This is a genomic window from Nocardia brasiliensis (assembly GCF_042691675.1).
Taxonomy (GTDB): Bacteria; Actinomycetota; Actinomycetes; order Mycobacteriales; family Mycobacteriaceae; genus Nocardia; species Nocardia brasiliensis_D.
Map to the genome: position 1 here is coordinate 6753576 of NZ_CP170507.1, position 23209 is coordinate 6776784.

Below are 23209 nucleotides of genomic sequence, written 5' to 3' on the forward strand. Positions count from 1 at the left end.
ACACGCGCGAATCATTCAACCCAGCAAAGGCATTCGGCCCCTTGGCCAACACACCCCAACACGCCGCCACTGACACTTAGCGCCATCGGAGGTCTCCTTCAGCCATTCCCGGCACGGTGACCGGTAAGACGCAAGCCATTAGAGAGCCACACCAATGACGCAGGTGGGCAGCCGATTTGGGAGCTTCTCACCGGGCACCTGGACCCGATCCTGGCCGGGATCAAGTCCTAACACCAGTGTTAAGTAGCCGATTACCGCTCAATTTCCGACGCGGTGGGCCATCCCCTCTTGAGCCCCGGGGCGGTACTCAGCAGTTGCAGCGCACCCGGCTGGAAGCCCCTGATCGATTCTGTGTGGACGTCAACCTTCCGAGACGAGGACCAGGAACAGGAACAGGAAGGCCAGAAAGCGGGGGTCATCCTTATCTTCAAAGAACTCTGGGAACTGCTCCAGCGCAGCCGGGGCGGGGCCAGGTTCGTCGAGGTGAGTCACTCGAAATCCGGTGTCGAAGAAGGTCTTGAACATCGTCGACAGTGACCGGTCCCAAAACGTTAGGTCGGCGTCCTGTCCTGCCATGTCCGCCACATGACGAGGCCGCGTGGCGAAGTAGTTCGTCGTGTTGCCTCCTTGGAGGGCAGCGAACCACATGACAAGCGGATGCTCCACGGAGAGGATCAGGCGGCCTCCCGGCTTCAGAACTCGGCGGATCTCCGTCAGTGGGGAGTGCCAGTCCTCCAGGTAGTGAAGCGTCAGAGAGCAAACAACGTCGTCGAAGGTGGAGTCGTCGAATGGCAACGGGTCAGCTAGATCCGCGACGTACAGCTCTGGGCCGCTTCCGACACGGTCCCGGGCGATGTCGATCAATGCCTTGCTGCCGTCAACTCCGACAACAGTAGCTCCGCCCTCGAGCAAGTCGACAAGCGTTGGGCCGGAGCCACAACCTACGTCCAGCACGTGCTTACCAGACACGTCACCAAGCAGATTACGGATCGCAGGCCTGTTGTAGTACTCATTGAGGAGACTGGTCGCGTTCTCCTCAGCGTAAGCGTCCGCGATCGGGTCGTACGCCGCAGCACGGCCCGAGTCGTTCGAAGGTGAAGTGTCCATACTTCGAAGCTAACAGCGGCCCTGTGGCCCGGCGCGACGGTGACAAGAGGTTGACTAAGGAATCTCATGTCCCCTCATGCCGCGACGCGCGCGTTCAGCCGACCATGATCAGCAGTCGACCGAACCGCCCGGCGAATGTCCGGAATTGCCGATGTGCGCGCGTTCGACCGACCGTGATCAAACGATCGGCCGAACACTCGAGAACATCCGATCATGCCGGTGCTCTCAATAGGTCAGCGCAACACTTGATTCTCGCGATGAACGGGGATGTGGTGTGGGGTGACGAGAACGGCGTTGTCCGAGACGGAGATCGATGAGGTGTGGCGGCGATGGCGCTGCGGCCAGGCGGTGAAGGTGCTTGCCCGCGAGATGGGCAGGCATCCATCGACGGTGCGTGATCTGCTCAAACGCTGTGGCGGGGTGCGGGCAGCTGCCCGGCGACGCGGCGAGCTACGGCTGAGTTTGGCTGATCGGGAAGAGATCTCGCCTGGGCTGGCCGCGGGTGAGTCGCTGCGTGGGATCGCGGCCCGGTTGAGGCGGGGCGGCTATCGACAATCTCTCGGGAGGTCGCCGGCAACGGGGGCCGGTACCGGTATCGCGCCTTGCCCGCCGACCACGCGGCGTGGGCGCGGGCGGTGCGACCGAAACCGACGAAACTGTCCCGGGATCGGCGCCTGGGCGAGTTGGTCGCCCAGCTGTTGGCCCGACGCTGGTCACCGCAACAGATCGCGGGGGTGGCTGCGCCGTCAAAACCCGCGGAGCAGCATGGGTTATGTGTCGCATGAGAGCATCTACCGGTCGTTGTTCATCCAGGCCCGCGGCGACCTGCGCCACGAGCTGACTCGCTATCTGCGGACCCGGCGGGCGATGCGCCGACCGGCCGGGACCAGGCTGCCCGACGGGCGCGGGCGCCGGCCCGGTGTTCTCACCATCGCCCAGCGTCCGGCCGAAGCCGACGATCGGGCTGTTCCAGGCCATTGGGAAGGTGATCTGGTCTTCGGTCGAGGGATGTCCCCGATCGCGACGCTGGTCGAACGCTCCACTCGATTTCTCATCCTGGTCGCGCTACCGGACGGACATCGCGCCGACCTGGTCGCGGCCGCGCTGGCGGCACGGATCGTGACGCTGCCGGTCGCGTTGCGGCGCACCCTGACCTGGGACCAAGGCCACGAAATGGCCGCTCACGCCCAGTCCACCGTCGCCACCGAGGTCCCGGTCTATTTCTGCGATCCCAAGAGTCCGTGGCAGCGCGGCAGCAACGAAAACACCAACGGACTTGTCCGCCAATACCTTCCCCGCACCGTCGACATGCGCGACTACACCCAAACCGACCTCGATACCATCGCCGACGAACTCAACCAGCGCCCTCGACAAACCCTCGGCTTCAAGACACCATCAGAAGCACTCAACGAGGTGTTGCGATAACCGCCCGAACCCGCACCGATGTGCGTGCGTTCGACCGGCCGCGATCAAACGGTCGGCCGAACACTCGGCGAACATCCGAAGGTGCCGGTTACCGTGCATCTCATCAGCCCAGGGAAAGAGTGGTTAGCGGATCGACAACCTACCCACCGAGGTACTCCATTCGATAGAGGCTGCTACCACTTGAAGTTGCCCTCGTTGTCTTTGATCACGCCGCCCGAGCCATAGATCGTCGCCCGGACATCACCGGGACCTGGGTGAATAAAATCAGCGTTTCCCTGGTTGACACGAACCGTCACGCTCTGCGGTTTGCCGTTGCAGGTGATCTTCTCGGTCGAACCAGTCCCTCCAGCAGTATTCTCCCCCTTCTCATCATCGTCCGCTGGGGCAGGGTCAGTCTGGGTCACCTCCGTCGCCACACCCTCAGCCTCACCCTTGGCGCAGGTGTAGCCGATCTTCACATCAACGTTCAGCTCATCGACGTAGGTCACCTTCTCGACCTTCACTGTCGCGTCCGGCCTGGCATTCGCCGTTCCCGACACACCGACAACCGATGCACACGCCACGGCCACAAACACGCCAGAAGCCACCCTCAACAACGTCATAGACCTTCTCCGATCAGTCGGTTACTAGGTACTCGACATGTTCGAACCTGCCGCAACCTTGGATCCAAGGCGTACCGAAGTCCCATCTGTAGAGGTGAACCAGCCAGTCTGGTCCAACAGACTTCTATGTATTCGTACCTGCGAAGATTCCGGATGGGAGTGTCCCGCACCAGAACGGATCTCGAATAGTTCGGCGAACTCAACGTCCGCAAATCAGCGTAAGGCGTTTGTGTCAAGTGGTTCGGTCGGTGCCCCGTGGTCTGTCGTCGTCCCGGCATAGCGGTAATGGGGTTGTGACCCGGCAGCGTGTAATCGGGTTGTGTGACGACAGGGCGGGGCTGCCCATGATTTGCGACGAGATCACCGGTGGGTGTCTCGATGCCGCGTGGGGCTCGCCCCGACCGACCGCTCGACGATCCGCCTGCTCAGGCGGCGGTCGAGATCATGGTGGCCTCCGTTGTGGTGGTGCCGTGGGTAGCGATGTGCGGGTTCCAGGGTTGTCGGGTGGTGACCACGGCGTGGAGCTGGCGCAGGATCGCCGCGGCGATCACGGCCTGAGCCTGGGTAGGAGCAAGCGGGTTCGTCTCCCGGGTGGTCAGATGCCGGTAGCGGGCGGCATAGACGGGGTTGGCGCGTTGGGTGCCCCACACGCCTCTCCAGGCCGCCAACCGCAAGCCGGGACGCCCGGCTCCGGTGAGTCTGGCGCGGCCGGTGAAGGCACCGGATTTCTTCTCCCGGGGTGCAAGACCAGCGTGTTTGACTACTGCCCGGGCGGTGGGAAAGCGTGCGGGGTCGCCGGTTTCGGCCAGGATCGCCGCAGCCCCGACCGCGGAGAGTCCGGCGATCGAGGTGACCAGCCCGGTGAGCCGGAGCTCGTCGAGCACGCCAACCATGCGGGTTTCGGTGTCTGCCAGGCGCCGCTTGGCCTCGGCCCAGTCCTCGAGCAGCAGCTGCACCCGTTCCAGCGCACCGCGACGGTGAGCGAGCACTCCGGCCGGATCATCGAGTGCGGCAAAGAGTTTCCCGGTGATCCGAAAACACGGTCGCTTCGCACCTGCGCGGGTGACCTCGCCACGGACCAGTCGCTCGAGCCGGTCTCGGCCCAACCGGCGGGTGCGGGCGAAGTCGCCGCCGTCGCGGCCGCAGATCACTCGCAGTGCTGCCATCCAAGTCCGGGATTTGAACGGCTGCGCGGCGGCCTCGAGCGCGGCCGGCCACACGCATTCGAGCAGGGCACGGATCTGCTGGACTTGCGCGACCACCTCGACGAGCAGTCGTTCGCGGCGGGCGCCCAGATGCCGCAGCCGACCCCAGGTTTCATCGACCGGTTCGGGTGCATAGCAGCGCAATTGCGCGGTCAATCGCGCGATCAGCACCGCGTCTTTGTCGTCGGTTTTGTCGGTGGTGAGGTCCTCGGCACGGCGTGACCAGGAGGTCATCGCTGGCTGCACACACACGAACAGCATGTTCCGGTCGGCGGCCAGCTGTCGCAGCACTCGCCACCGATGCCCGGTCGGTTCACACGCCACCGTCACCCCGCTGAACCCCGCTGCCCCGGCACGTTCTGCGACCCAGTCCAAAGCAGCACCCATATCCCAGGCCCGGCACCGGAACGTCTTGCGGGCAAGCACCTTCGAGTCGTGGTCACAGATCACGACCATCTGTTTGCGGTCGGCCAGATCGATCCCGATGATCGCGTTTTCGGGCGGGACCAACGCCCGCAGCCTGCTCAGACGCATGTTGCGGTTGCGATCACCCCGGGACACACCGCTACCGTTACTCATGGAACGTCCTCCTGCTCTTTGCGATGGGACACCAAGCCCGACAAGCGCATCAGGAGGACGTTCCCCACGTCCAGGAAACCGACGCACCAAACGTGTTTCTATGCCGCGATCCGCGCGTTCGGGCAATCATGATCAGTACTCGGCCGGGCCGCCCGGCGAACATCCGCAAATGGCTCCCTGTGCGCGCGATTTGGATACGTTCGCCACCCCCGCCCTTCGGCTAGCGTGGAAGCTCGAGTGGCACCATGGACTCCGGACCATGTGTTGCGACGATCGCGAAGACTCGCTCGGGTGTTTGGCTACGAGCAGTCGTAACGGTAGGTGTACGGGTAGTAGGGGCATGTGCGGCAGTCGAAAATGTAGATACCGCCGCCGTCGCCGAGACCCAGGCCGTGGGGACTGATCTTGTCCGCGAAATCGGGGTTTCTGAAGTCCATCTCGGTATCGGTGGCGGGGCGGTCTTCCAGCGGTAGCCAGATACGCCATGCACTGCCGTTGAACTCCATGCTGTTGATGGTGAGCAGGTGGTCCATCGGTTCATCGCATCCGGGGCAGTTCGGCCAGTCTGGATCCTGGTTCCAGGTCGGGTAACCACCAACTTTCACGCCACTGGACTCGGCCAAATCCTGCTCGTAGCTCCAACCCGTCGTCTCCCAGAGCCGCTCGAAGCGATCTTCTAAGGATTGGAACAGTTCCCGAGGCATATCGTCCCTGGGATAGTCGACGACCCGCTCCGGATGCAAAACGCACGGGTTCGGCAGATATTCGGGGCGTGCATCGCGCGGGCGGGGCGGTTGCGGATGGTCATCGCCGCATCTAAAGCTGTTGCGCCAGTAAAGCTCCGGCCGTGGCGCATAGCTCCGTAGATGGACGTAGGGGCACCACAACACTTGCAGCAGATCCGCTTCGGTCGGAAACGGCAATTCCGGGATGTCGTCAGCGAACAACTGCAGGACCGGCACGAAGGGTGCCCCCTCCGGAGTGGCCTGCCCCCAGGGAAGACTCCCTCTGTCCAACCGGTCCTCGTGCATGTCGAAACAACGAGGCCACGGTTCCCACCGCGGCCACAACAGCGGCCCACCCAACGAACTGTCTCGCAGACCTGGTCGCCCCGGACGGGGATGCAACCGCACCGCCTCTCGCCGAAACGCAGCAAGTTCGGGAAACAGGGCCTCCAGATCAACCGGCCTTGGCGGAGTCGTACGCACCATCCACGAAGACTACGAACCCGCAACCGGCACCGTCCACCAAACCCACAGCGACCCAGCCATTACTCAGGCGCAAAACTTCGACATGGGCCGGCGGACAAACCCAACCGGCAACACGTGTGTCGGTTCATACCCCCAAGGCGACTCCATCCAGAAGCACATCGACCATAGCCCCACCGATCCGGGCATCACGGCGCGTTCAGCGCTGTCGCCCGCGAAGCCGCTCACCATAAAGGTACGAGCCCCGTCGTCAGCTTTGCGGCGGGCCAAGCCCCTCCCTCGCTGGTTCTGAGATCGCTGGGTTATGAGCCACTGTTCCCTGCAGTGCACCGGCAATGTCGATGGCAAAGGCCGCCACCTGTTGCTGCTGCCTGAGCCGTTGCAGCGGATCCAGTCCCGGGCCAGGGTCGAGCAGAAAACTCTTGCTTGGCAACAGGAATACGCAATGCGCGCCAGAGGCAAGGCGACGGTGTCGGAAACCGTCCACGCCCACGGCTACGTCGTTGCCGTTATCACGGCTTGGCCAAAACCCACGTCCAGCACGTCCTCGCCGCCGCCGGAACCGACCTCATCCGGCTCAGTCAACACCAGAAAAGCCCAAAACCGAAGCCCCCAGCCAATTCCCACCAACTATGCCAGTCTCTGCCGACCTCACATGCCGCCTGAAGATCACCAGCAGCATCCAAACCGTGCCAGATCCAGTATTCACGTGCTGTCGACAGTTCTTCCCTTCCGAGGAGCGTAAAGAGCCGTCGATACATCGTGAATGGCGTCACCCTCCACCCGAAGTGTGCTGGGCTTCATGAGCAATTGAGTGCGAACGCGTATGCGCTGGGCGAAGTTGGGATCTTCTGCCATAAGAAGCGCGTGTATCTTGGAGAGGGCATGATGGGGAATCCCCGGCCACATGTGATGAACTGTGTGATAACCGTCTGCATGTGGATGGAAGAGGAAGCGCTGGACCGTTCCGAGGTTACTGATGGTTGCATCGAAGACTGTCGCAGTCCCGCGGTAACTGTGCTCGTCCGCCTCGGCAATGAACCGGATTACCGGAAGCGTGAACAACATCGCGAAGAGCCAGCAGACTGCCGCAACCACGCCCGCAGCGGGGCCCAGCAAGCTAGCACATGGTATCCCTACGGCAACTACCGCCCACACTAGCGGGGTGAGCGATGTCTGGAGATCCGTGCCCAGTTCGCGCAACCAGCCGAGTTGATAGCGCACCAGGCGTACCGCCACGGCCTTGGCGAAAGCAACCATACACTCTCGGTCGATTTCCTCGATACCCAACTCGCGGTAACGCTGCATATCCGGATCCTCATCGGTGCCGAACTTTCCGTGGTGGCGCAAATGCGAGGCGCGGTAGGACGACAGCCGTTGTCCAGTCGGGAATGCGGCCAGTGCGTAGGCCAGTGCGTCATTCAATTTCCGGTGTCGACGACTCCAGTTGGAGTGAGAACCCTCATGTGCCAGGTTTTCTAGGCCGCGCAGTTGCCGTGCCACACCAACGAGGGCGGGCACGGCAGCGGCAAGGCCCGCCCCTGGGGAGACCTTCACCCAGGACCAGGCAACCATAAGTGTCAAGCCTCCGGCGACAGCGTGATCTGTCAATGCCACCGACACCGTACGCCAGAGCTTAGTCTGATGCGCTGCCGCGATATTGTCGCGCAATCGGTTTGGGGCTGAGTAGCCCTTTCTGTATTCACGCTCGGACTGCTGATAGGCGTCCCCATTGTGAGCAAAGCCCGCTTCCCCGAGCGAAGCTCTGTGCCCCTCGATCATCTCTTGGCTCCATGAAGCAGAGCCAGTAGTTCACTGCGTTCTGGGCCTTCCTGCGCGAACACACCCCGAAGCTCGGATGACGTCATGAGCGAGCTCGTTCGGATCCCGCGCATTGTCATGCACAGGTGTTCACCGTGACCAAGTACGGCGACGTCAGGTGAATCCGTAACCTTCTCGATCTCGTCGGCGATGTCTGCGATGAGGCGCTCCTGGAGCTGGAGCTTATGGGCGTGCTTGTGGGCGCTGCGTGCGAACTTGGAGAGACCGAGGATATTGTTGCGCGCGCGGTACGCCACCGTCACCGAGCAATTGAAAGGGAGCAAGTGGTGCTCGCACAGGCTCCAAACTTGCATATCCGAGACGATGACGGTCTGACTACCGGAAACGCTCTCGAAAACTGTCTCGATTGTGCCCGGATCATATTGGGTGAATTCTCGCCACCAGCGAGCGTAGCGGCGGGGGGTTTCCAGCAGCCCTTCACGGCCAGGATTTTCGCCGATCTGAAGGAGAAGCTGTCGCGCAATATTCTCCAGCGGATCAGCTGGAACCTCTTCCAGAGAGCCAGATTCGAATCCGGGTCTAGTTTCGATGGACATTATCAAACTCCTCGTTTATCTTCCCAAGCCAGCACGTGCAGTCGCGTGGACATATTCCAGCCGCGCAGAACAATCTCGTCGGCCAGGTCGACGAGATGCCGATTTATATCGAAGACGGTCTTACCTTCGGGCATGATCCATACGGAGCGCAGGCCGAACTCCTTTTCGAGCTGGGCGACTTCCGCCAGATCTTCCGCAGTGCGACAGACGAACTTGAAGGCAATACCGTCCGTATCATTCAGCCGGCGTAGGGACTCCGGGACAATGCGGCGGTTGCGTGGATCGCTCGTGTGGGCCAGCTTCGGCGACACATTGAATCGCGCGCCGGTAGCCACCAGTGCATCGTTCGGAGTAATTGTCCCGTTCGTTTCGATCTCGACCGAGATCCCGACAGCGTTCAACCCCTGCAGGACAGGAAGCAGCCTCGTCTGCTGGTTGAGGGGCTCTCCGCCGGAGATGACGATCAACCCGACACCCATCTCAATGAGTTGCGCGGTGACGTCCTCGGTTCTCATCGGTCTGAGCTCGGCCTTCGGGTCGAAGGCTTTCCCGGTGTCGCTCACACCCGTCCAGTCCCACGTGTAGGGCGTGTCACACCACCGACAGGAAAGGTTGCACCCCCCGAGTCGCAGGAAACCGCAGCGCCGCCCCGTCGACGGACCCTCGCCTTGAATGGTCGGACCGAACACCTCGTTAACGACCAGCTGTCCCATCAGGATCCCCGCCGTGCCGAACCGCGGTGTTCGCGCGGCCGGAACTCAGCCCAGGTCTTGGGGGTCTCGGAGACGCGCACGGCGGTCAATTCGGGGATTTTGCGAGACCACATCTCGAATATCCAAATTGCGATATTCTCAGCCGATGAGTTCACCTCGGTGAGCACGTCGTTTAGGTGACGGTGACCGAGGGTGCGGTCGATCCATTTCTTGAAGTCATCCAACTCGCCGTAGTCGCGAACAAAGCCGGCATCGGTCAGTTCCACAGGCTCTGCGTCGAGCTCAATTGCGAGGACATAATTGTGTCCGTGCAGCCGTGCGCATTGATGGTCGTTCGGCAGGTAAGCCAGCTGATGGCTTACCGAGAAGTGGAATTCCTTCGATATAGTCGGCATAATTCATCTCTCGTTTTGATAGACAGTCGGGTCCGTCACCTGCGCAACCGCGAAAGCGATGCGACGGTCCTGACAGGCAGCGCAGACTCCGCAATGGACTTCCTGACCTTTGAAGCAGCTCCAAGTCTCTGCAAAATTGACGCCCAGTTGCTGCCCACGCAGAATGACTTCGTTTTTGGTCATATTGATAAATGGAGCCACGACTTCCAGGTGCGGCGGTACGTATCCAGCCGTGGCGATTTTCTCCATAGCGTTGAATGCAGCAATGAACTCAGCCGAACTATCCGGCGCCGTCGCATCGTCGCCAGCGATCGCACCCACCGCGACCTGGTCGGCCTTGATAGCCGCAGCCCTGCCATATGCCACAGAGAACAAGATCACATTGCGATTGGGTACAACATTCACGCTGCCAGGTAACGTATAGTGCTGATCTGGCACGTCCACAGACGGATCGGTGAGGGAATAACCGGGCAGCGCAGTGGCTATGTCGGCAAGCTTCAGCACATCGTGCGCGGCACCCGTTTTCCGTGCAGCCAAGGCCGCGAAGTCATGTTCTTTGCGGTGACGCTGCCCGTAATCAATGGACAGCAAATAGAGGTCGTGTCCCTCGCAGTGGAGATGATAGGCCAAGACGATGGAGTCCAGGCCGCCTGATACGACAGCGATTATGCGAGCCATGGTGGCTTCTCTCTGTATGTATTCGTTTGAATTGGCTACTGGGTGGCCCAGAGGACCCGACTAGAGTGCGGAGCCCTGTCACGCCAACTGGTCGGCTAACGCAGCGGAGTGGAGTACGCCAGGCCGCGGATGTCCCCTCAGGAGCAAGGAAGCGGGTAGATACGAAGCCGAACTCAGACGGGGAACCTCGTGGTCGACCGGCTCAATCACTAGCTAAACGGGCTTCCGGATCTTGCCCAGGGCGCCCGCATAGCTAGGCCCCGCAAGCCATACACCGATCGAAACGTTCTACGTGCTCGACGTCTCACAGGAACCAATCGCCAGGCCGCCAGCGCCGGGCATGGCTGCGACCTCGTCGAGACCGCGCACATTGATGAGCTTCCCCGCCGGTCCGTCGTTCCGGATCGCGCTAGCACCGCAGAAGCCGTCAAAGGTCACCGACCTGTCAAGACAGGCCAGGGGCAGTCGCGCCCACCAAGACCACCCACCGATAAGCTGGACTGTGCGCCTGTCGAGCGCCAGTGCCGCTCACGCCTCCGCCCGGCTAGGGTCGCTAGCCTGCCCGAACGGCAAGTGCGATTGGATTTTCCGCACATCCTCACGCAGACCCGTACTCACAGGCTCGAAACCGGCGTCGTAGGGTTCGATGACTGCCGAGATTCCGTTCTTAACGGTCTGGAGTCGCTCAAGAACCTCGCGCGCGTTGGTACCGCAGACTGTCGTGACGGCTAGTGCGTCCGTAGAACGTTCGGGCTCTTTCACAATATCACCCGACTTGTATGGCGTGCGTAGCTCCACGAGCCACTCTGCGCTCGGTAACGGGCCGTACTGGATGAACCGACCCGGTGCTGGAGGGTAGACCATGGACCAACCGGTGGCTTGGCGTTCCTTTGGTTGGCATGCCTGGTAGCGAGGAACTGGCTGGCCGATCTGCGGCAGAATGCTGGCGAAGTGAAGCGATGCGCCATGGCTGTGCTGGAATGCGGCGCTGATCCCGGCGCCGCCGGGCCTTCCACCTATCTCACAGAGAACCGGTTCTCCGTCCGGATCCAGGAACAGCTCAAGGTGCGCGACCCCGCTGAACCAGTCAATGACCGAGAGCACCCTTCTGTTGAACTCAAGGAGAACCTCGCACTCGGGTCCCGCATCGACGGTGTGCGACCTCATCTGTCCGTTGAGCGGAAAGGCCAGGTGCGTGTCTACGTACTTCGACACTTTGGTGGTTACCGGACAGCCGTTGTGGACCACGCTGTCAATGTGAAATTGGCTTCCTACGATAAATTCTTCAGCCTCATAGAATTCTGGCCGCTTAAATCCTCGGCGCTGAATCACCTCCAATCCGGCGCGGTCCCTGACGATGTGCACATCGAAAGACTCCATTCCGTATACGGGTTTGATAATAATCGCTCCATGCTTCGCCAGGAAATAAGCCGCATCCATTGGTTCCCGAATCTCGATGAACTCCGGAGTCTTGATACCGCGCTCAGCGAAATGGCGCTTCATTTTCACCTTATCTCGCAACGTTAGCACCTGAGCTTCAGTGAAACCTGGAAGGCCAAGGGCGTCACGTATACGAGCAGCTGGCAGCATAAGCCACTCTGCGGTTGCCACTATCCAGTCGACTCTAGGCCCCCCTTTCAATGCATATAGTGCAGTCATCGACTTTTCTTCATTCCTGGCGTCGATTTCAATACTCCGCATCACCCGACCGGGGACGACGCGAGATAAGTGTTCAGGAGAGGCGATGAACGTGACATCAAATAATTCCGGATCAAAGAAGGGTTCACCGTCGGCATGACAGTATTTCTCATAGCCCATATGGGCGAGCAATGCGATATGACTACGGGACATGATCCAACTTTACTATTCTGCGTCGGTTGACGGAACATTGCTGGTCGTGTGATAGAAGGAAGGCGCCTGCTATCCAGCACTGTGACAAAATCATCTTTCATCATTCCTATCGCTACCGATTCAGCTTGTTCGACAACCGCGATAGCAAACGCACTGGGAATTAATAAGGCATTGCGAACCGGCACAATATTCGTGCTGCCAAAGCCGGTCCAGTTCCGTTCCGGTACTTCCACTGCCGTGTCGGTGAGTGAGGAACCGCGAAATAGTCGTCCAAAGCGCTGCCATGTCGGCTACCTGGCGCGGCGCACAGAGCCGTTCGACAGCGGCCGCCGCGTAGCACGCTCCGCGTGCGGGCATGATGCTACTTGCGGTGTCGCTGACCATAGTCGATTGAGAGAAGGTACAGGTCGTTACCCTGGCCGCACAGGTTGTGGGCCATGGTGACGGAGTCCATGAGACGACTGCGATGATTTTGACATACGCTTTCCTCACTAGTACCGGGGAGCGATTGCGCTTGTCCGCGGGGACTCGCCTCGCGACCCGCCAGTTCGCGAACGATGTCGAATGCCGACCGAGTGGAGCGACGACCATCCATCCTGGCCTCCCCACATTCGTCCGCAGCTGGCTAGTCCTTGACGGCATCTGCCTATCGCTCCCTTGGCCTGGTAGACCTCGAACTCCCGCCGGTGCCCAGCCGCGCGGCACAGTCGGACACTTCGGGGATAATCTCGACATTCGGCTAGTAAGCTCAGACTGTCTGGTGTGCCGCAGATTCCGCCGACTCATGCGAGAAGTAGCCCGTGCCAGCCTTCCCGCTCCGTCCCACATGGGAACCTTCTTGGATTTCATAGAGGGAATTGAACTCAGCCTCAGCAATCGGAAGACGCCACTCGCCCCGGTCACTACGTGCAGATTTCGCCGGCTTTCCACGCAGAAGCTTGGCGTTCGGCTCGTTGTGCGCGGAATGTGGACCGTAGTAGATGGGGAAGGAATCAGCAGCTCGGTAGGCCGGAATGAATGCACGCCTGTAGCGGTTCGAAAGGTTCTTCTCAGAAGCATGGACTAGAAGTGGGTGCACAAATATAACAGTACCCGCAGGCCCTTCGCAGTCCACAACGGTGTTTTCATCTATCCCCACACCTTGTAACGAAGCGATCTTCCCAGAGAAGAAGCCATTCTTCTCGTGATTGAGAAGTCCCCGCTGGTGGGATCCCGCTGCAACACGGAGGCTGGCATTCTCCCGCGTGGCATCATCAAGGTAGATGAGACAGGCGACCAGGTCGGTATTACTGTGAGGGTAATACGCGAAATCCTGATGCCATTCCACGGCGCTACCAACACGCGGCGGCTTCACGTTCAGTTTCGAATACTGATACACGATATCGTCACCAATCAACTGCGCCACAGAGTCGAGGAGCCGAGAGTTCTCCGCGATCTCCGAGAATACCTCGTCCCGCGCTGTGGGCGCCCAAATACGACGGACTAACGACAAGTCCTCGGGTTCAGGCTCAGCCAATTCAGCAAGATTCGGAACTCGGAGCAACTTATCCACGACGCTCCGGGCCCTTTCAATGAGGGCAGCTGATATTATATCTACTGTCACACAGAAACCGTTCCTGCGATAGAAATCAATCTGGGTCTTCGTAAGTCCCATTCTGTATTTCTCCTCCTTGGGAACAGCACACATTCAGCATGGACTTGAGTGCCGTCTCGGGAACAAGGCGCTTGCGAATGAAGCACAGGCCGATACTGTCATTTACCCGATCTGGCTGCAAGAGGCATTTAGTGAGCCATGAGGCACCTTGAGACCTGATAAGTTCACCTCTTCTGCCGCCGCTTTTGACGACTACCCGCGGGGGTTTCAACTACGCTTACCTCACGACATCCCGGTTCGGGACGCCGCCGCAGGGGCCGCTGCCCGACTTTCGCGGCCACATTATCGGTGCCGATCGCACCATCCCACAATGAGTTTGATTGCTGAGGTGTTCAATGACTGGCTTGGTAAGCGAGAGTGCCAGCGGGAATGCGAACCTGGATTCCGTCGAAATCCTCGACTGCACTCTTAGAGACGGCAGCTACGCTGTGGACTTCCAGTTCACCCGAGAAATGATCAGAGGCACCCTGACTGGTTTGGAACACGCGGGAATACAACTCATCGAGCTGGGCCATGGCCTCGGGCTCAATGCGGGAGAGGCTCTAGCGAAGGCATCACTCGTCCCCGATGAACATTGCTTTGAGATTGCCGAAGATTCGCTTGAGGCCGCGGAGTGGGGCATGTTCTGCATCCCCGGCATCGCCAAGCCCGCTCATCTGCGACAAGCAGCCGTAGCGGGCATGCGTTTTGTCCGCATAGGCGTGGACATCACAGAAGTAGCACCGGCCCAAGAGTTCATAGAGCTAGCCGGAGAGCTCGGCTTGAGGGCATTCACGAATCTCATGAAGACCAACGTACTGAGCGTCGACGGTGTCACGAATGCGGTCCAGCAATGCGAGAAGTTCGGCGCTGACGCGATCTATCTCGTCGATTCCGTCGGAGGCTTCCTCCCGCAGGAGGTCGGTATGCTTATCGAGCACATCTGCCAGGCGGTAGACGTGCCCATAGGCTTTCACGGACACGACAACCTGTGTTTGGCCAACGCCAACGCGCTGGCGGCTGCGAACGCCGGAGCCCGATACATCGACACCACACTGGACGGGATCGGCCGCTACGCCGGCAACGCGAACACCGAGGCGCTCAGCGCAGTCCTCTGGAACCACACCAACCATCCCAAATATGACTACCGGGCTCTGAGCAAACTGAGCGAAACGCTGATACGACCGCTGTCACGCCTCCACCACGACCGCACGTACCAACTCGTTGGAGGTCTGACCCAGACACACTCCAACTTCTTCCATCTAATCACCCAGTGCGCCAAAGAGGGAAACGTCGATGTCTTCGACCTGATGTCGGCGGTGGCCGCGATAGATCGTGTAAACCCGACGAAAGAACTGATCATGAACGCCGCCTCCGCCCTACCCCAGTCACCAACCACCCCCACATCCACATCCACATCAAAGCTGCAATCTGCTCAATCCGCTAAGTAGTACGCTAATAGGACGACCCCAGACACGGAGAGAATTGCGCCAGCCAGCAGCAGGACAGGACATGCCACAGTTGGCTTGCGGGCTTCGAGATCTGAACCGCCACGGGTAAGGGACCGGCTTCGGTTTTAGACCAACGCCGGTCGGCGTGGTGGTTGTTGAGCGTAGTGGGCGCTCTCGTATTCGACGGGGTGAGGTAGCCCAGCCGCGAGTGCAGGCGGGCGTTGTTGTACCAGTCGACCCATTCCATCAACGCGAACTCGGCAGCGGCGAGGGTCTTGAACGGGCCGTGTCGATTGACGACTTCGGTCTTGAACAATCCGATGATCGACTCGGCTAAGGCAATGTCGTAGGCATCGCCGATTGAGCCTATGGAAGCCGAGAGCCCCTGCAGTGCAAGTGATTCAGTGAACTTGATCGACGTGTACTGGCTCCCGGCATCGGAATGGTGAACCAGTCCGGGCTCGATCGGATGCCCGTAATGATCGCGCCGCCAAATCGCCATGTTGAGGGCCTTGGATACCAACGCGGTCGTCTTGGAGCTCGACGCGGTCCAGCCCACGATCGCACGGGAGTAAGCATCGAACAGGAACGCCACATACGCCCACCCGGTCCAGGTCGAGACGTAGGTGAAGTCGGCGACCCAGACCTGGTTCGGTGCCGCGGCGGTGAAGTCGCGGTTGAGTTTGCCGCTAGCGCGCACACCGTCCTTGGCTCGAATTGTGGTGCGCTGCTTACGTCCTCGCACGACCCCGCTCATGCCTATCTCGCGCATGATTCGATCGACGGTGCAAAACGCCACCCGATGGCCTTGCCGGCGCAGATAGCGGGTCATCTTGCGGCGCCCATACATGTGCTCGGGTTTGTCGGCCAGACCGCGCAGCGTGTTCTGCAGGTGGGCGTCGGCGATATCGCGGTCCGACGGCGGCCGGAACCGGGATTTGCGGTAGGTCCGTGGCGCGATCTGCACCCCGTGTGCTGCCAGCACACGGCAGATCGACTCGACGCCATAAACCTCGCGGTATTCGTCGATGAATCCGACGATCAACGGTGTCGCGGGTCGAGTTCCCGCGCGAAAAAAGCCGACGCCAACTTAAGAATCTCGTTGGCCTGCTTAATGTCTCGGTTCTCCTTGCGCAACCGCTCCAACTCGGTGCGCTCGGCCGCGGCTAGCTCCGACCCACCACCGGAGCTGCGTCGGGCAGGGTCGGCCTGAGCCTTCATAGTCCACACCCGCAACGTCTCCGGATGCACATCGACCATCGGCCCGATCGCTTGGGCCGCCGCATACGCGACGGGTACTCGTCGAGGTGATCCAGAGCCAGACGCAGGGCCTTCTCACGAACCTCGGGCGGGTAACGCTTCGGCATGATGACCATCTTCCTCAACAAGGAAGTCGGCCCAAACCCGTGGCGGTTCAATCTTCCACAACAGGTCAGGCATGCTTGACCGAGACCGTTGAATTCCGTGACCGGGAAATCCAGATCACGACCCTCCTGCTCGCAATACACGATACGGGTCTTCCCCGGACGCAGACTCTCTCACTGGCGCATTGGATTACGGCATCGTCGCGGTACCGCTCGAACTTGATCAAGGGGTGCTCTCGATCCAATCAGGCAACGAAAGCGTAGTGCATGAACAGATTTCGACAACAACGGCGAGATCGCGCACCATTATGAACAGCGCTGGGTTATGCGTGGTCCGATATGGCCTGACGACAGCGGATTTCGGGGTCGAACGCTGCGCATAACGCGGACCATCTGATCTGGAGGTCCCGGCACGGGGCCGGACCCGGGTGATGGAGGTCGACTGTCATGACGACTTTGTCTGTGCTGGTGTCGGGCCTGGAAGAGCTACGGTGCCTGGGCTACAAGGACTCGACTCTCGTGTGGTACCAGGGCTGTTGGCGGCGGATGCAGAAACATTTCGGCGCTCGTGGTGTCGAGGAGTTCTCCCTGGACGCGGTGATGGCGTGGGTCGACGACGCGTGCGGCTTCTTCGCCAAAGAACAGGCCTGGCACTCTGAAACAAACCGACGTCTACCTGTTCAGGGTCGCCGAGATGCTGCAGGACTACGCCGTACACGGCGCGGTGCTGCGCCGCTACAGTCGGTCGGTCGGCAAACTCAACGCCACCGGTACCGCGACGATCGCCGTGTTCCAGGCGCAACCTGCGCGCGACCGGTCGTTCGGTCTCGACGGTGCGGACATACGGAACGCTGGCCGGAGGAGTTCCTCGCGTTCACCAACACTCGCGCAGGGCTGGGCTGCTGTGACGCCGCCGTGATCGGCGGGTTCGTCACCACCCTGACCGGTTACCGGGTCAAGACCGTGGAGCAGAAATTGTGCGCGTTCCGGTCGTTCCTGCGGTTCGCCGCCGCGGCGGTGTCGCCTGGATTCTCGCCAAATATCAAGCCAATGCCGGAGATTCGGCGCTAGGAGGCCGCTGAATAACGGCCGTTTCAGGGTTGCTTTGTCGGCGGGCTGTTGCCCGTTGGCGGTGCGCGGTTTGTGTTGCGGGCTTGTTCGGAGGTGCGTCGGTGGGCTTGGAGGCCAGCTGATTTGACCTGGATGTGCTGGGATTCAATGGTTTTGGGTGTCGGCAGTTCATGCGGTGGTGAGGGTCCATGTTCCGGCGGCGAGGGACAGCCCGGCGGTGATCAGGTTGCGCAGGTTCAGTGCTGCGGTGCGGCGTTTGAGCCAGGCGTTGTTCTTGGTGGTGCCATGGTAGCGGAGTTTGACGCGGCGGCCACCGCGGGTCGCGATCTGGGAGATGACCCGTTCCACGTTGGGGCAGAACTCGCGGTAGTTCTCCCCGTAATTCGGGTTTTCCGGCCCAGTCGCGGCGCGCTCGCCGCAGCATGTCGTCACGTTCATCCAGGACGATCTGGCGGCCTCTGGTGGTGGAGGTGGTGCACCGATCACGCAGCGGACAGTCGCGGCACATTCTGCCGAAGGTCGCGGCCCGGGACTTCTTGCTGATCGGGTGGGTATTGCCGACCGGGCAGGTCACCGTCTGCGCGGCCTCGTCCACGATGAAGTCGTCGCAGCTGATTCCGCCTTCGACGGCCGGTTTCAGCGGGCCGAGCGGCACAGGCGATTTACGTGGTGCGATCGATGTTCAGCGTCTCGTCGGTGTCTCCGGCTCGGCGCACACGTGTGCCCGAACCCGTCGCGGGCAGTTGCTGGCCGACTTACGGGTGTGCCGGGCGTCGGGGTCCACGGTGGAGATCACCCCCTCCCGGCGCGATCCGGCGGGCGATGCGCCACCGCCCGTCGGTGCCGTCGCTGCCCTCGGCGGGCTCGACGTCTTGGCCAGCCAATCCATGGATAGCAGATCCGACGAGCAGTCCCCCGATGATCTCACCGATTACTTCGGGCTCACCGAGCCACCGAACCGGGGACAACGCGAAAACGCCTGCGCTCCCCGAGCTCGATCGGTGAAGCGAACCACGACCGGTCAAGTGCCCACACCTGCCACCGGCTGAGAAGATCACCAGACCACTGCCAAACGCCCGCAACATTGGCCTACGCCCCTTGTCCTCCGTCACAGCGTCGAGCCCTCCTTCTATGCGCCAGCAGCCTCTCATTTGCAACGGCACATACCCGATCCCTTGCTCGCCTGGCATCGCACGCAGCTCGGTGATCACGCACTTGCTTGGTTGGCCATTGTTCGCTACTTGGTCGAAGCCATTCGCGCCGGAACCGATGCCGTCGCTATCGAGGCGGCGGCGATCGCCAGCATCATGCCCGACCCGAACGTTTGGAAGACAAGACCGCTTATAGCGGCACCGGCGGCGCCACCCAGGGACATGAAGGAACTGATCCACGACTGTGTCTCTACCGCCATGTTCTGTGGAGAGAGGTCGCCAGCGATGGTGTAGAGCGAAACGAAGGACGGCCCCAGAGCAAGTCCCATTACGGCCGCCGCCACCACGAGCACACTCAAGTAGCTCGCGGTGGCGAATGCGGCCAGAATTGTTCCTAGGGACAACGCCATCAGCGTGACCGACAACTTCGCCCTTCCAGCCCATCGTGGCGGCAGCGCCCCCAGAACCAGGCCGCCGATGACACTTCCGATTGCCATGCTGCTCAGCAGAACTCCGCTCATCAACGACGAATCATGCTCCTGGGCCCACGCCGGCAAAGCTAATTCTATCGCCCGGACCGCGAAGAAGAACAGCACGGCCGCGACCATCGTGTGCCTCAGCGCCACGCTCCTCAAGGGGCCCATCCAGTCGCGTTCGACGGACCGTTGCGAATGTCGCTGGTGCGGCAGTCGACGGCAGAGCAGAAGTATCGTCGCGCCTGCACTCAACAGGGCAGCGGCCGCCAACCCCGCCCACGGAGCGACTAACTCGACCAGTATCACCGCGAGGGTTGGCCCGATGATGAAGCCGATATCGGCCAATACAGCGTCCAAGGACAATACCGTGGTCCGAAGATCATCTGTGGCTATCGAGCGCCACATCAGCCGAGTAACGATCTGTATTGGAGGAGCTGAAACCCCGGCGGCCAGTGCACAAATAACGGTCATGATCAATGAACCGTGGGCTCGTTCATTCAGCATTACACCGATGAGCGCGATGAGGTAGAGAACGAGTGCGGGCCACATGACTCGGGCGTAGCCGTATTGGTCCATCAGTCGCCCTCGCAACGGCACGGTAATTCCGGCCAGAGCGGACACGGAGACAACTGCGGCTGCCTGGCTTAAGGTGCGATAGTGCATTACGTCCAGGAACAGAGCCAGAGAGAAAATTCCTGGCTGGAGCTTTCCCGCGATAGCGGCGACGAGCGAGGATCCGAACCCAGGTAAGGATAACAGACGTCTATAGGACGAAAAGATGCACATACCGTACCCTGCAAATCCTTGTTGGAAAGCCGACGCGATGAGCGTACGTCCTATCGGCGCTCTGCGCAGTTGCGAAACTTTTCGGCGGCCTTTTGCGCGCAACTCATCGGAGGTCTCCGCGGAGGAGGAAGAGCAGCTCAGTGCGTTCCGGGCCCTCTTCCCCGAAGACACCGCGGAAGACGGCCGACGTCATCAAGGAGCTGGTGCGAATACCGCGCATGGTCATGCAGAGGTGCTCCCCCTTCCCGACAACCGCGATGTCAGGCGAGCCAGTGACCTTCTCGATCTCGTCGGCGATGTCGCTGGTCATCCTCTCCTGTAGCTGGAGCTTGTGGGCATGCTTATGTGCGATTCGGGCGAACTTTGACAAGCCGAGGAGATTTCCGTGGGCCCGGTAAGCGATTGTGACAGCACAGTTGAAGGGCAAAAGATGGTGTTCACACAGACTCCACACATTAATACCGGAAACCATAACCGTCTGATTACTTGAAATCGCCTCGAAAACAGTGTCGATAGTTCCAGGTTCATAATTGGTGAACTCTCGCCACCATCTTGCGTAACGACTCGGGGTGTCGGCAAGGCCTTCGCGATCAGGATCCTCACCAATTTCAGTAAGGAGCCTCCGGGCGATTAACTCAAGAGGATCCATTGCAGAGACGGCACTGGAGGCGGCATCCTTTACGATTACATTAGATTCAACAGACACTGTTCATACTCCTCGTTTATCGGTCCAAGCCAGAATATGCATGCGAGTGATATATTCCAGCCTCGTTTGATTACTTCGTCGGCTAGATCAGCGAGGCCGGGTTTATCTCCCCTGATCGCGGCCCCTCAGGCATGACCCATATAGGTCGCGGACCGTATGATGCTTCCAGCGTGGCAACTTCGCCCAGATCTTAAATTCCACGCCTTTGGATTCGTTCAATCCACGCAGAGCTTAGGGGCGAACCCGTCGGCTGTGCGAATCGGTTGAGTTAGAAAATTTAGCAGATACGTTGAACCGCATATCATGGAAGGAACTCCATCGCCCGGAACAATGGTTCCATTGGTTTCGATCTCAACCGATATATTCTCAGCCGCAAGTCTCTCAAGCACGGGCACGAGCCGCATCTGCCGACTCAACGGTTCCTACCCGTGACCACGACGAGATCCACTCCCATAGTCAGGATTTCGTCGACAACTTCACAAGAGTCCTTCAGCATCAGTTCTACGCGGGGATCTAAGGCATTGCCTGAATCACTGACACCTGTCCAGTCCCATGTATAGGGCGTATCGGACCATCGACACGACAGATTGCATCCGCCCAAGCGGTGGAAACCACATCGGCGTCCGCTTGATGGACCTTCGCCCTGGATCGTCGGGCCAAAGATTTCATTCACAACAAGTCTGGACATCTCCGAACCTCCTTGACGGCCTACTTGTGTACGGACGGCCGATACTCGGCCCATGTCTTCGGCGTCTCGGAGACACGCACTGCCGACAGCTCCGGAATCTGGCTGATCCAGCTGTCATAAACCCACCTAGCGATATTCTCCGCCGACGAGTTCATGCCAGGGAGGACATCGTTTAGATGGCGGTGGTCGAGGATGTCGTCTATCCACTTCTTGAACTCGCCAAGATCCCCGTAGTCCCGCACAAAGCCCGCCTCGGTCAACTCGTCAGCGCCGGTAGACAACTCGATTTCGATCATATAATTGTGACCATGCAGGCGAGAGCACTGGTGGCCGTCCGGCAGGTGAGCGAGTCTGTGGCTGGCTGAGAAGTGGAATTCCTTACAAATGGTCAGCATTTTCCTGTTCCCCTAAGGATGAAAGTCAGAGTCATCGTCATTCCGGCCCACTGCGGCCGATTGGACGCAGTCGCTGCTGGCATCGACGACCGGCTCGATTACCAGCTTCACGATGTTCCGCACCTGTGAGAACCGTGCAATAAGAGTCGGGTAGTCAGGAGCCGACACCCAGACTCCAACCGGTATGTTCTTGACGCTGTTCGTGATAGGAACAAGGTCACCCGCCTTGAAAAGCGATACCACCTTATCGACGCCAGGCATGCGGATGACGTCGTCCAGGCCTTGGATTTCAATCAGGACGCCAACTGGCCCGTCGTTCCTGATGGCGCTCGCTCCACAGAAACTGTCAAACCGGGGCGGCGCGTCCACGAAGGCCGGCCGATGCCCGAGACTGCAGTCCAACGTCTGTTTAAACGGGTCCAAGTCGCTGTGAGCTAGCCACTGATCGACCATCGGACCGCCAGGTAGGCGCGCACCGAGCTCTATGAGATATACCTCACCTTCAAAGATTTTTACCTCAGTATGACTGGGGCCCAAACTGACATCAAAGGCAACCAGCGTATCGTGCACGAACTCGACAGCGCGTAGCCAGTCAGGGTCATCTTTGGGAATCTGGGCGGACTCCCAGTAGGGGAATGAGTAATCTTCATCATTCGGTTGGCGGTATTCCCAGATGTCAACGACATGATGCTTCCTTCCGTAACTAAAGCAGTTGACAGCCAGTTCCCGACCACGCACGTACTGCTCAACCAACCATGACTCAACTGGCTGGCCAAAGTAATCGACCTCGTGCAGCGAGGAGAGGTTGCGAGCGTCCGCAGCGCGATTCAACAGTCGCGTGCCATGGGAGCCGGCACCGGTTGTCTGCTTTACAATTGCCGGAAAGCCCACAGTTTCCGCAGCCTTCGAGATCTCCTTAGCATCCTTGACCACGGCGAAGTTGGGGGTTCGCAGACCGGCTCGTCTCGCGGCTTCACGCATGGCGGCCTTATCGCGTCGGGCTAGGGCGAGTTCCGGGCCGTTGCCAGGTAGGGCTAGCCTGTCCGCCAACGCGTCAGCGATGTGAACGGCCACGTCGTAACCGGGTAGCACCGCGACGATCTCGGCCTGCAGCTTGCGGACCTCCATGAGAATCTCGTCGACATCAGACGCATAGATGCTGGCGGCATCGCCCTCCTGGTGGTCCGGCCACCGCGAGTCGACGAACTCTCGAGGCATCGTGTAGACGGAGATCACTGCAAATCCATGCTGTTCTATTTCCGGCTTGAAGTTGGCATCTGGTTTTACTGGATCGAGCACCAGGACTGCCCTAGCGCCACGCAGTGTACTGTTCATGAGGATTCCCCA

20 protein-coding genes, 2 pseudogenes and 1 other annotated feature are annotated in these 23209 nt (G+C 60.2%); of the genes and pseudogenes, 4 read left to right on the forward strand and 18 right to left on the reverse strand.

Annotated elements, in window-relative coordinates; translation table 11 throughout:
• Positions 1 to 360: 360 nt before the first annotated feature.
• On the reverse strand, positions 361 to 1107 hold the full coding sequence (locus ACFK0J_RS30965; protein WP_378733259.1) for a class I SAM-dependent methyltransferase: 747 nt from the start codon (positions 1105 to 1107) through the stop codon (positions 361 to 363).
• Between the two features lie 369 nt (positions 1108 to 1476).
• Between ACFK0J_RS30965 and ACFK0J_RS30970 the strand changes: the two genes are divergently transcribed.
• Entirely contained in the window at positions 1477 to 2532 is a 1056-nt protein-coding gene (locus ACFK0J_RS30970; protein WP_378743166.1) for an IS30 family transposase, read from the forward strand.
• A 173-nt stretch (positions 2533 to 2705) separates the two neighbouring features.
• On the opposite strand, the gene ACFK0J_RS30975 is transcribed toward ACFK0J_RS30970, so the two are convergent.
• From ACFK0J_RS30975 to ACFK0J_RS31025, 11 genes and pseudogenes are all read right to left on the reverse strand, one after another.
• On the reverse strand, positions 2706 to 3134 hold the full coding sequence (locus ACFK0J_RS30975; RefSeq protein WP_378733260.1) for a hypothetical protein: 429 nt from the start codon (positions 3132 to 3134) through the stop codon (positions 2706 to 2708).
• Between the two features lie 425 nt (positions 3135 to 3559).
• Positions 3560 to 4918 carry an IS110 family transposase gene (locus tag ACFK0J_RS30980; protein WP_378733261.1) on the reverse strand — a complete coding sequence of 453 codons (1359 nt, stop codon included), beginning with the start codon at positions 4916 to 4918 and terminating at the stop codon, positions 3560 to 3562.
• A 299-nt stretch (positions 4919 to 5217) separates the two neighbouring features.
• On the reverse strand, positions 5218 to 5880 hold the full coding sequence (locus tag ACFK0J_RS30985) for a hypothetical protein (RefSeq protein WP_378733262.1): 663 nt from the start codon (positions 5878 to 5880) through the stop codon (positions 5218 to 5220).
• Positions 5881 to 6831: 951 nt separating this feature from the next.
• The gene (locus ACFK0J_RS30990) at positions 6832 to 7908 is read right to left on the reverse strand and encodes a fatty acid desaturase family protein (protein ID WP_378733263.1); all 1077 of its coding nucleotides are present in this window, start codon (positions 7906 to 7908) and stop codon (positions 6832 to 6834) included.
• Positions 7905 to 8504, reverse strand: a complete 600-nt coding sequence (folE, locus tag ACFK0J_RS30995; protein ID WP_378733264.1) for a GTP cyclohydrolase I — start codon at positions 8502 to 8504, stop codon at positions 7905 to 7907. Before folE (ACFK0J_RS30995) ends, ACFK0J_RS30990 begins: the two co-directional genes overlap by 4 nt.
• Positions 8505 to 8506: 2 nt before the next feature.
• Positions 8507 to 9217, reverse strand: coding sequence for a 7-carboxy-7-deazaguanine synthase QueE (locus ACFK0J_RS31000; RefSeq protein ID WP_378733265.1), 711 nt, complete (start codon positions 9215 to 9217; stop codon positions 8507 to 8509).
• On the reverse strand, positions 9217 to 9612 hold the full coding sequence (locus tag ACFK0J_RS31005; protein ID WP_378733266.1) for a 6-pyruvoyl tetrahydropterin synthase family protein: 396 nt from the start codon (positions 9610 to 9612) through the stop codon (positions 9217 to 9219). The genes ACFK0J_RS31000 and ACFK0J_RS31005 overlap by 1 nt, the downstream gene beginning before the upstream one ends.
• 3 nt (positions 9613 to 9615) lie before the next feature.
• Positions 9616 to 10290 carry a 7-cyano-7-deazaguanine synthase gene (locus tag ACFK0J_RS31010; protein ID WP_378733267.1) on the reverse strand — a complete coding sequence of 225 codons (675 nt, stop codon included), beginning with the start codon at positions 10288 to 10290 and terminating at the stop codon, positions 9616 to 9618.
• 528 nt (positions 10291 to 10818) lie between these two features.
• A complete protein-coding gene (locus ACFK0J_RS31015; RefSeq protein WP_378733268.1) occupies positions 10819 to 12141 on the reverse strand; it encodes an acetyl-CoA carboxylase biotin carboxylase subunit family protein in 1323 nt (440 codons plus the stop codon).
• A 77-nt stretch (positions 12142 to 12218) separates the two neighbouring features.
• Positions 12219 to 12395 (reverse strand): annotated as a pseudogene (locus ACFK0J_RS31020) (7-cyano-7-deazaguanine synthase); the annotation flags it as partial.
• A gap of 494 nt (positions 12396 to 12889) precedes the next feature.
• The gene (locus ACFK0J_RS31025) at positions 12890 to 13828 is read right to left on the reverse strand and encodes a phytanoyl-CoA dioxygenase family protein (RefSeq protein ID WP_378733269.1); all 939 of its coding nucleotides are present in this window, start codon (positions 13826 to 13828) and stop codon (positions 12890 to 12892) included.
• A gap of 302 nt (positions 13829 to 14130) precedes the next feature.
• Here ACFK0J_RS31025 and ACFK0J_RS31030 point away from each other — a divergent pair, with 302 nt between their 5' ends.
• Positions 14131 to 15225: a hypothetical protein gene (locus ACFK0J_RS31030; protein WP_378733270.1), complete on the forward strand. Its 1095-nt coding sequence runs from the start codon at positions 14131 to 14133 to the stop codon at positions 15223 to 15225.
• Positions 15226 to 15350: 125 nt separating this feature from the next.
• On the opposite strand, the pseudogene ACFK0J_RS31035 reads toward ACFK0J_RS31030, so the two are convergent.
• Positions 15351 to 16592, reverse strand: a pseudogene (locus tag ACFK0J_RS31035) (IS3 family transposase).
• Positions 16178 to 16306, reverse strand: a sequence feature (AL1L pseudoknot). Its footprint overlaps the pseudogene before it by 129 nt.
• Positions 16593 to 17036: 444 nt before the next feature.
• Here ACFK0J_RS31035 and ACFK0J_RS31040 point away from each other — a divergent pair.
• The gene (locus ACFK0J_RS31040; protein ID WP_378733271.1) at positions 17037 to 17660 is read left to right on the forward strand and encodes a hypothetical protein; all 624 of its coding nucleotides are present in this window, start codon (positions 17037 to 17039) and stop codon (positions 17658 to 17660) included.
• Positions 17661 to 17828: 168 nt separating this feature from the next.
• Here ACFK0J_RS31040 and ACFK0J_RS31045 read toward each other — a convergent pair whose 3' ends face one another.
• Positions 17829 to 18098, reverse strand: a complete 270-nt coding sequence (locus tag ACFK0J_RS31045; RefSeq protein ID WP_378733272.1) for a hypothetical protein — start codon at positions 18096 to 18098, stop codon at positions 17829 to 17831.
• Between the two features lie 35 nt (positions 18099 to 18133).
• Between ACFK0J_RS31045 and ACFK0J_RS31050 the strand changes: the two genes are divergently transcribed.
• Positions 18134 to 18709 carry a hypothetical protein gene (locus tag ACFK0J_RS31050; RefSeq protein WP_378733273.1) on the forward strand — a complete coding sequence of 192 codons (576 nt, stop codon included), beginning with the start codon at positions 18134 to 18136 and terminating at the stop codon, positions 18707 to 18709.
• 188 nt (positions 18710 to 18897) lie between these two features.
• Here the strand turns inward: ACFK0J_RS31050 and ACFK0J_RS31055 are convergent, their stop codons facing one another.
• The 4 genes from ACFK0J_RS31055 to ACFK0J_RS31070 all read right to left on the reverse strand — a co-directional run bounded on the left by ACFK0J_RS31055 (position 18898) and on the right by ACFK0J_RS31070 (position 23197).
• Positions 18898 to 20073 carry an MFS transporter gene (locus tag ACFK0J_RS31055; RefSeq protein ID WP_378733274.1) on the reverse strand — a complete coding sequence of 392 codons (1176 nt, stop codon included), beginning with the start codon at positions 20071 to 20073 and terminating at the stop codon, positions 18898 to 18900.
• A gap of 103 nt (positions 20074 to 20176) precedes the next feature.
• Entirely contained in the window at positions 20177 to 20779 is a 603-nt protein-coding gene (gene folE / locus ACFK0J_RS31060) for a GTP cyclohydrolase I (RefSeq protein ID WP_378733275.1), read from the reverse strand.
• Between the two features lie 708 nt (positions 20780 to 21487).
• Complete coding sequence (locus tag ACFK0J_RS31065) at positions 21488 to 21862, reverse strand: 6-pyruvoyl tetrahydropterin synthase family protein (protein ID WP_378733276.1); 375 nt, start codon at positions 21860 to 21862, stop codon at positions 21488 to 21490.
• Positions 21863 to 21874: 12 nt separating this feature from the next.
• The gene (locus tag ACFK0J_RS31070) at positions 21875 to 23197 is read right to left on the reverse strand and encodes an ATP-grasp domain-containing protein (RefSeq protein WP_378733277.1); all 1323 of its coding nucleotides are present in this window, start codon (positions 23195 to 23197) and stop codon (positions 21875 to 21877) included.
• Positions 23198 to 23209 lie beyond the last annotated feature (12 nt).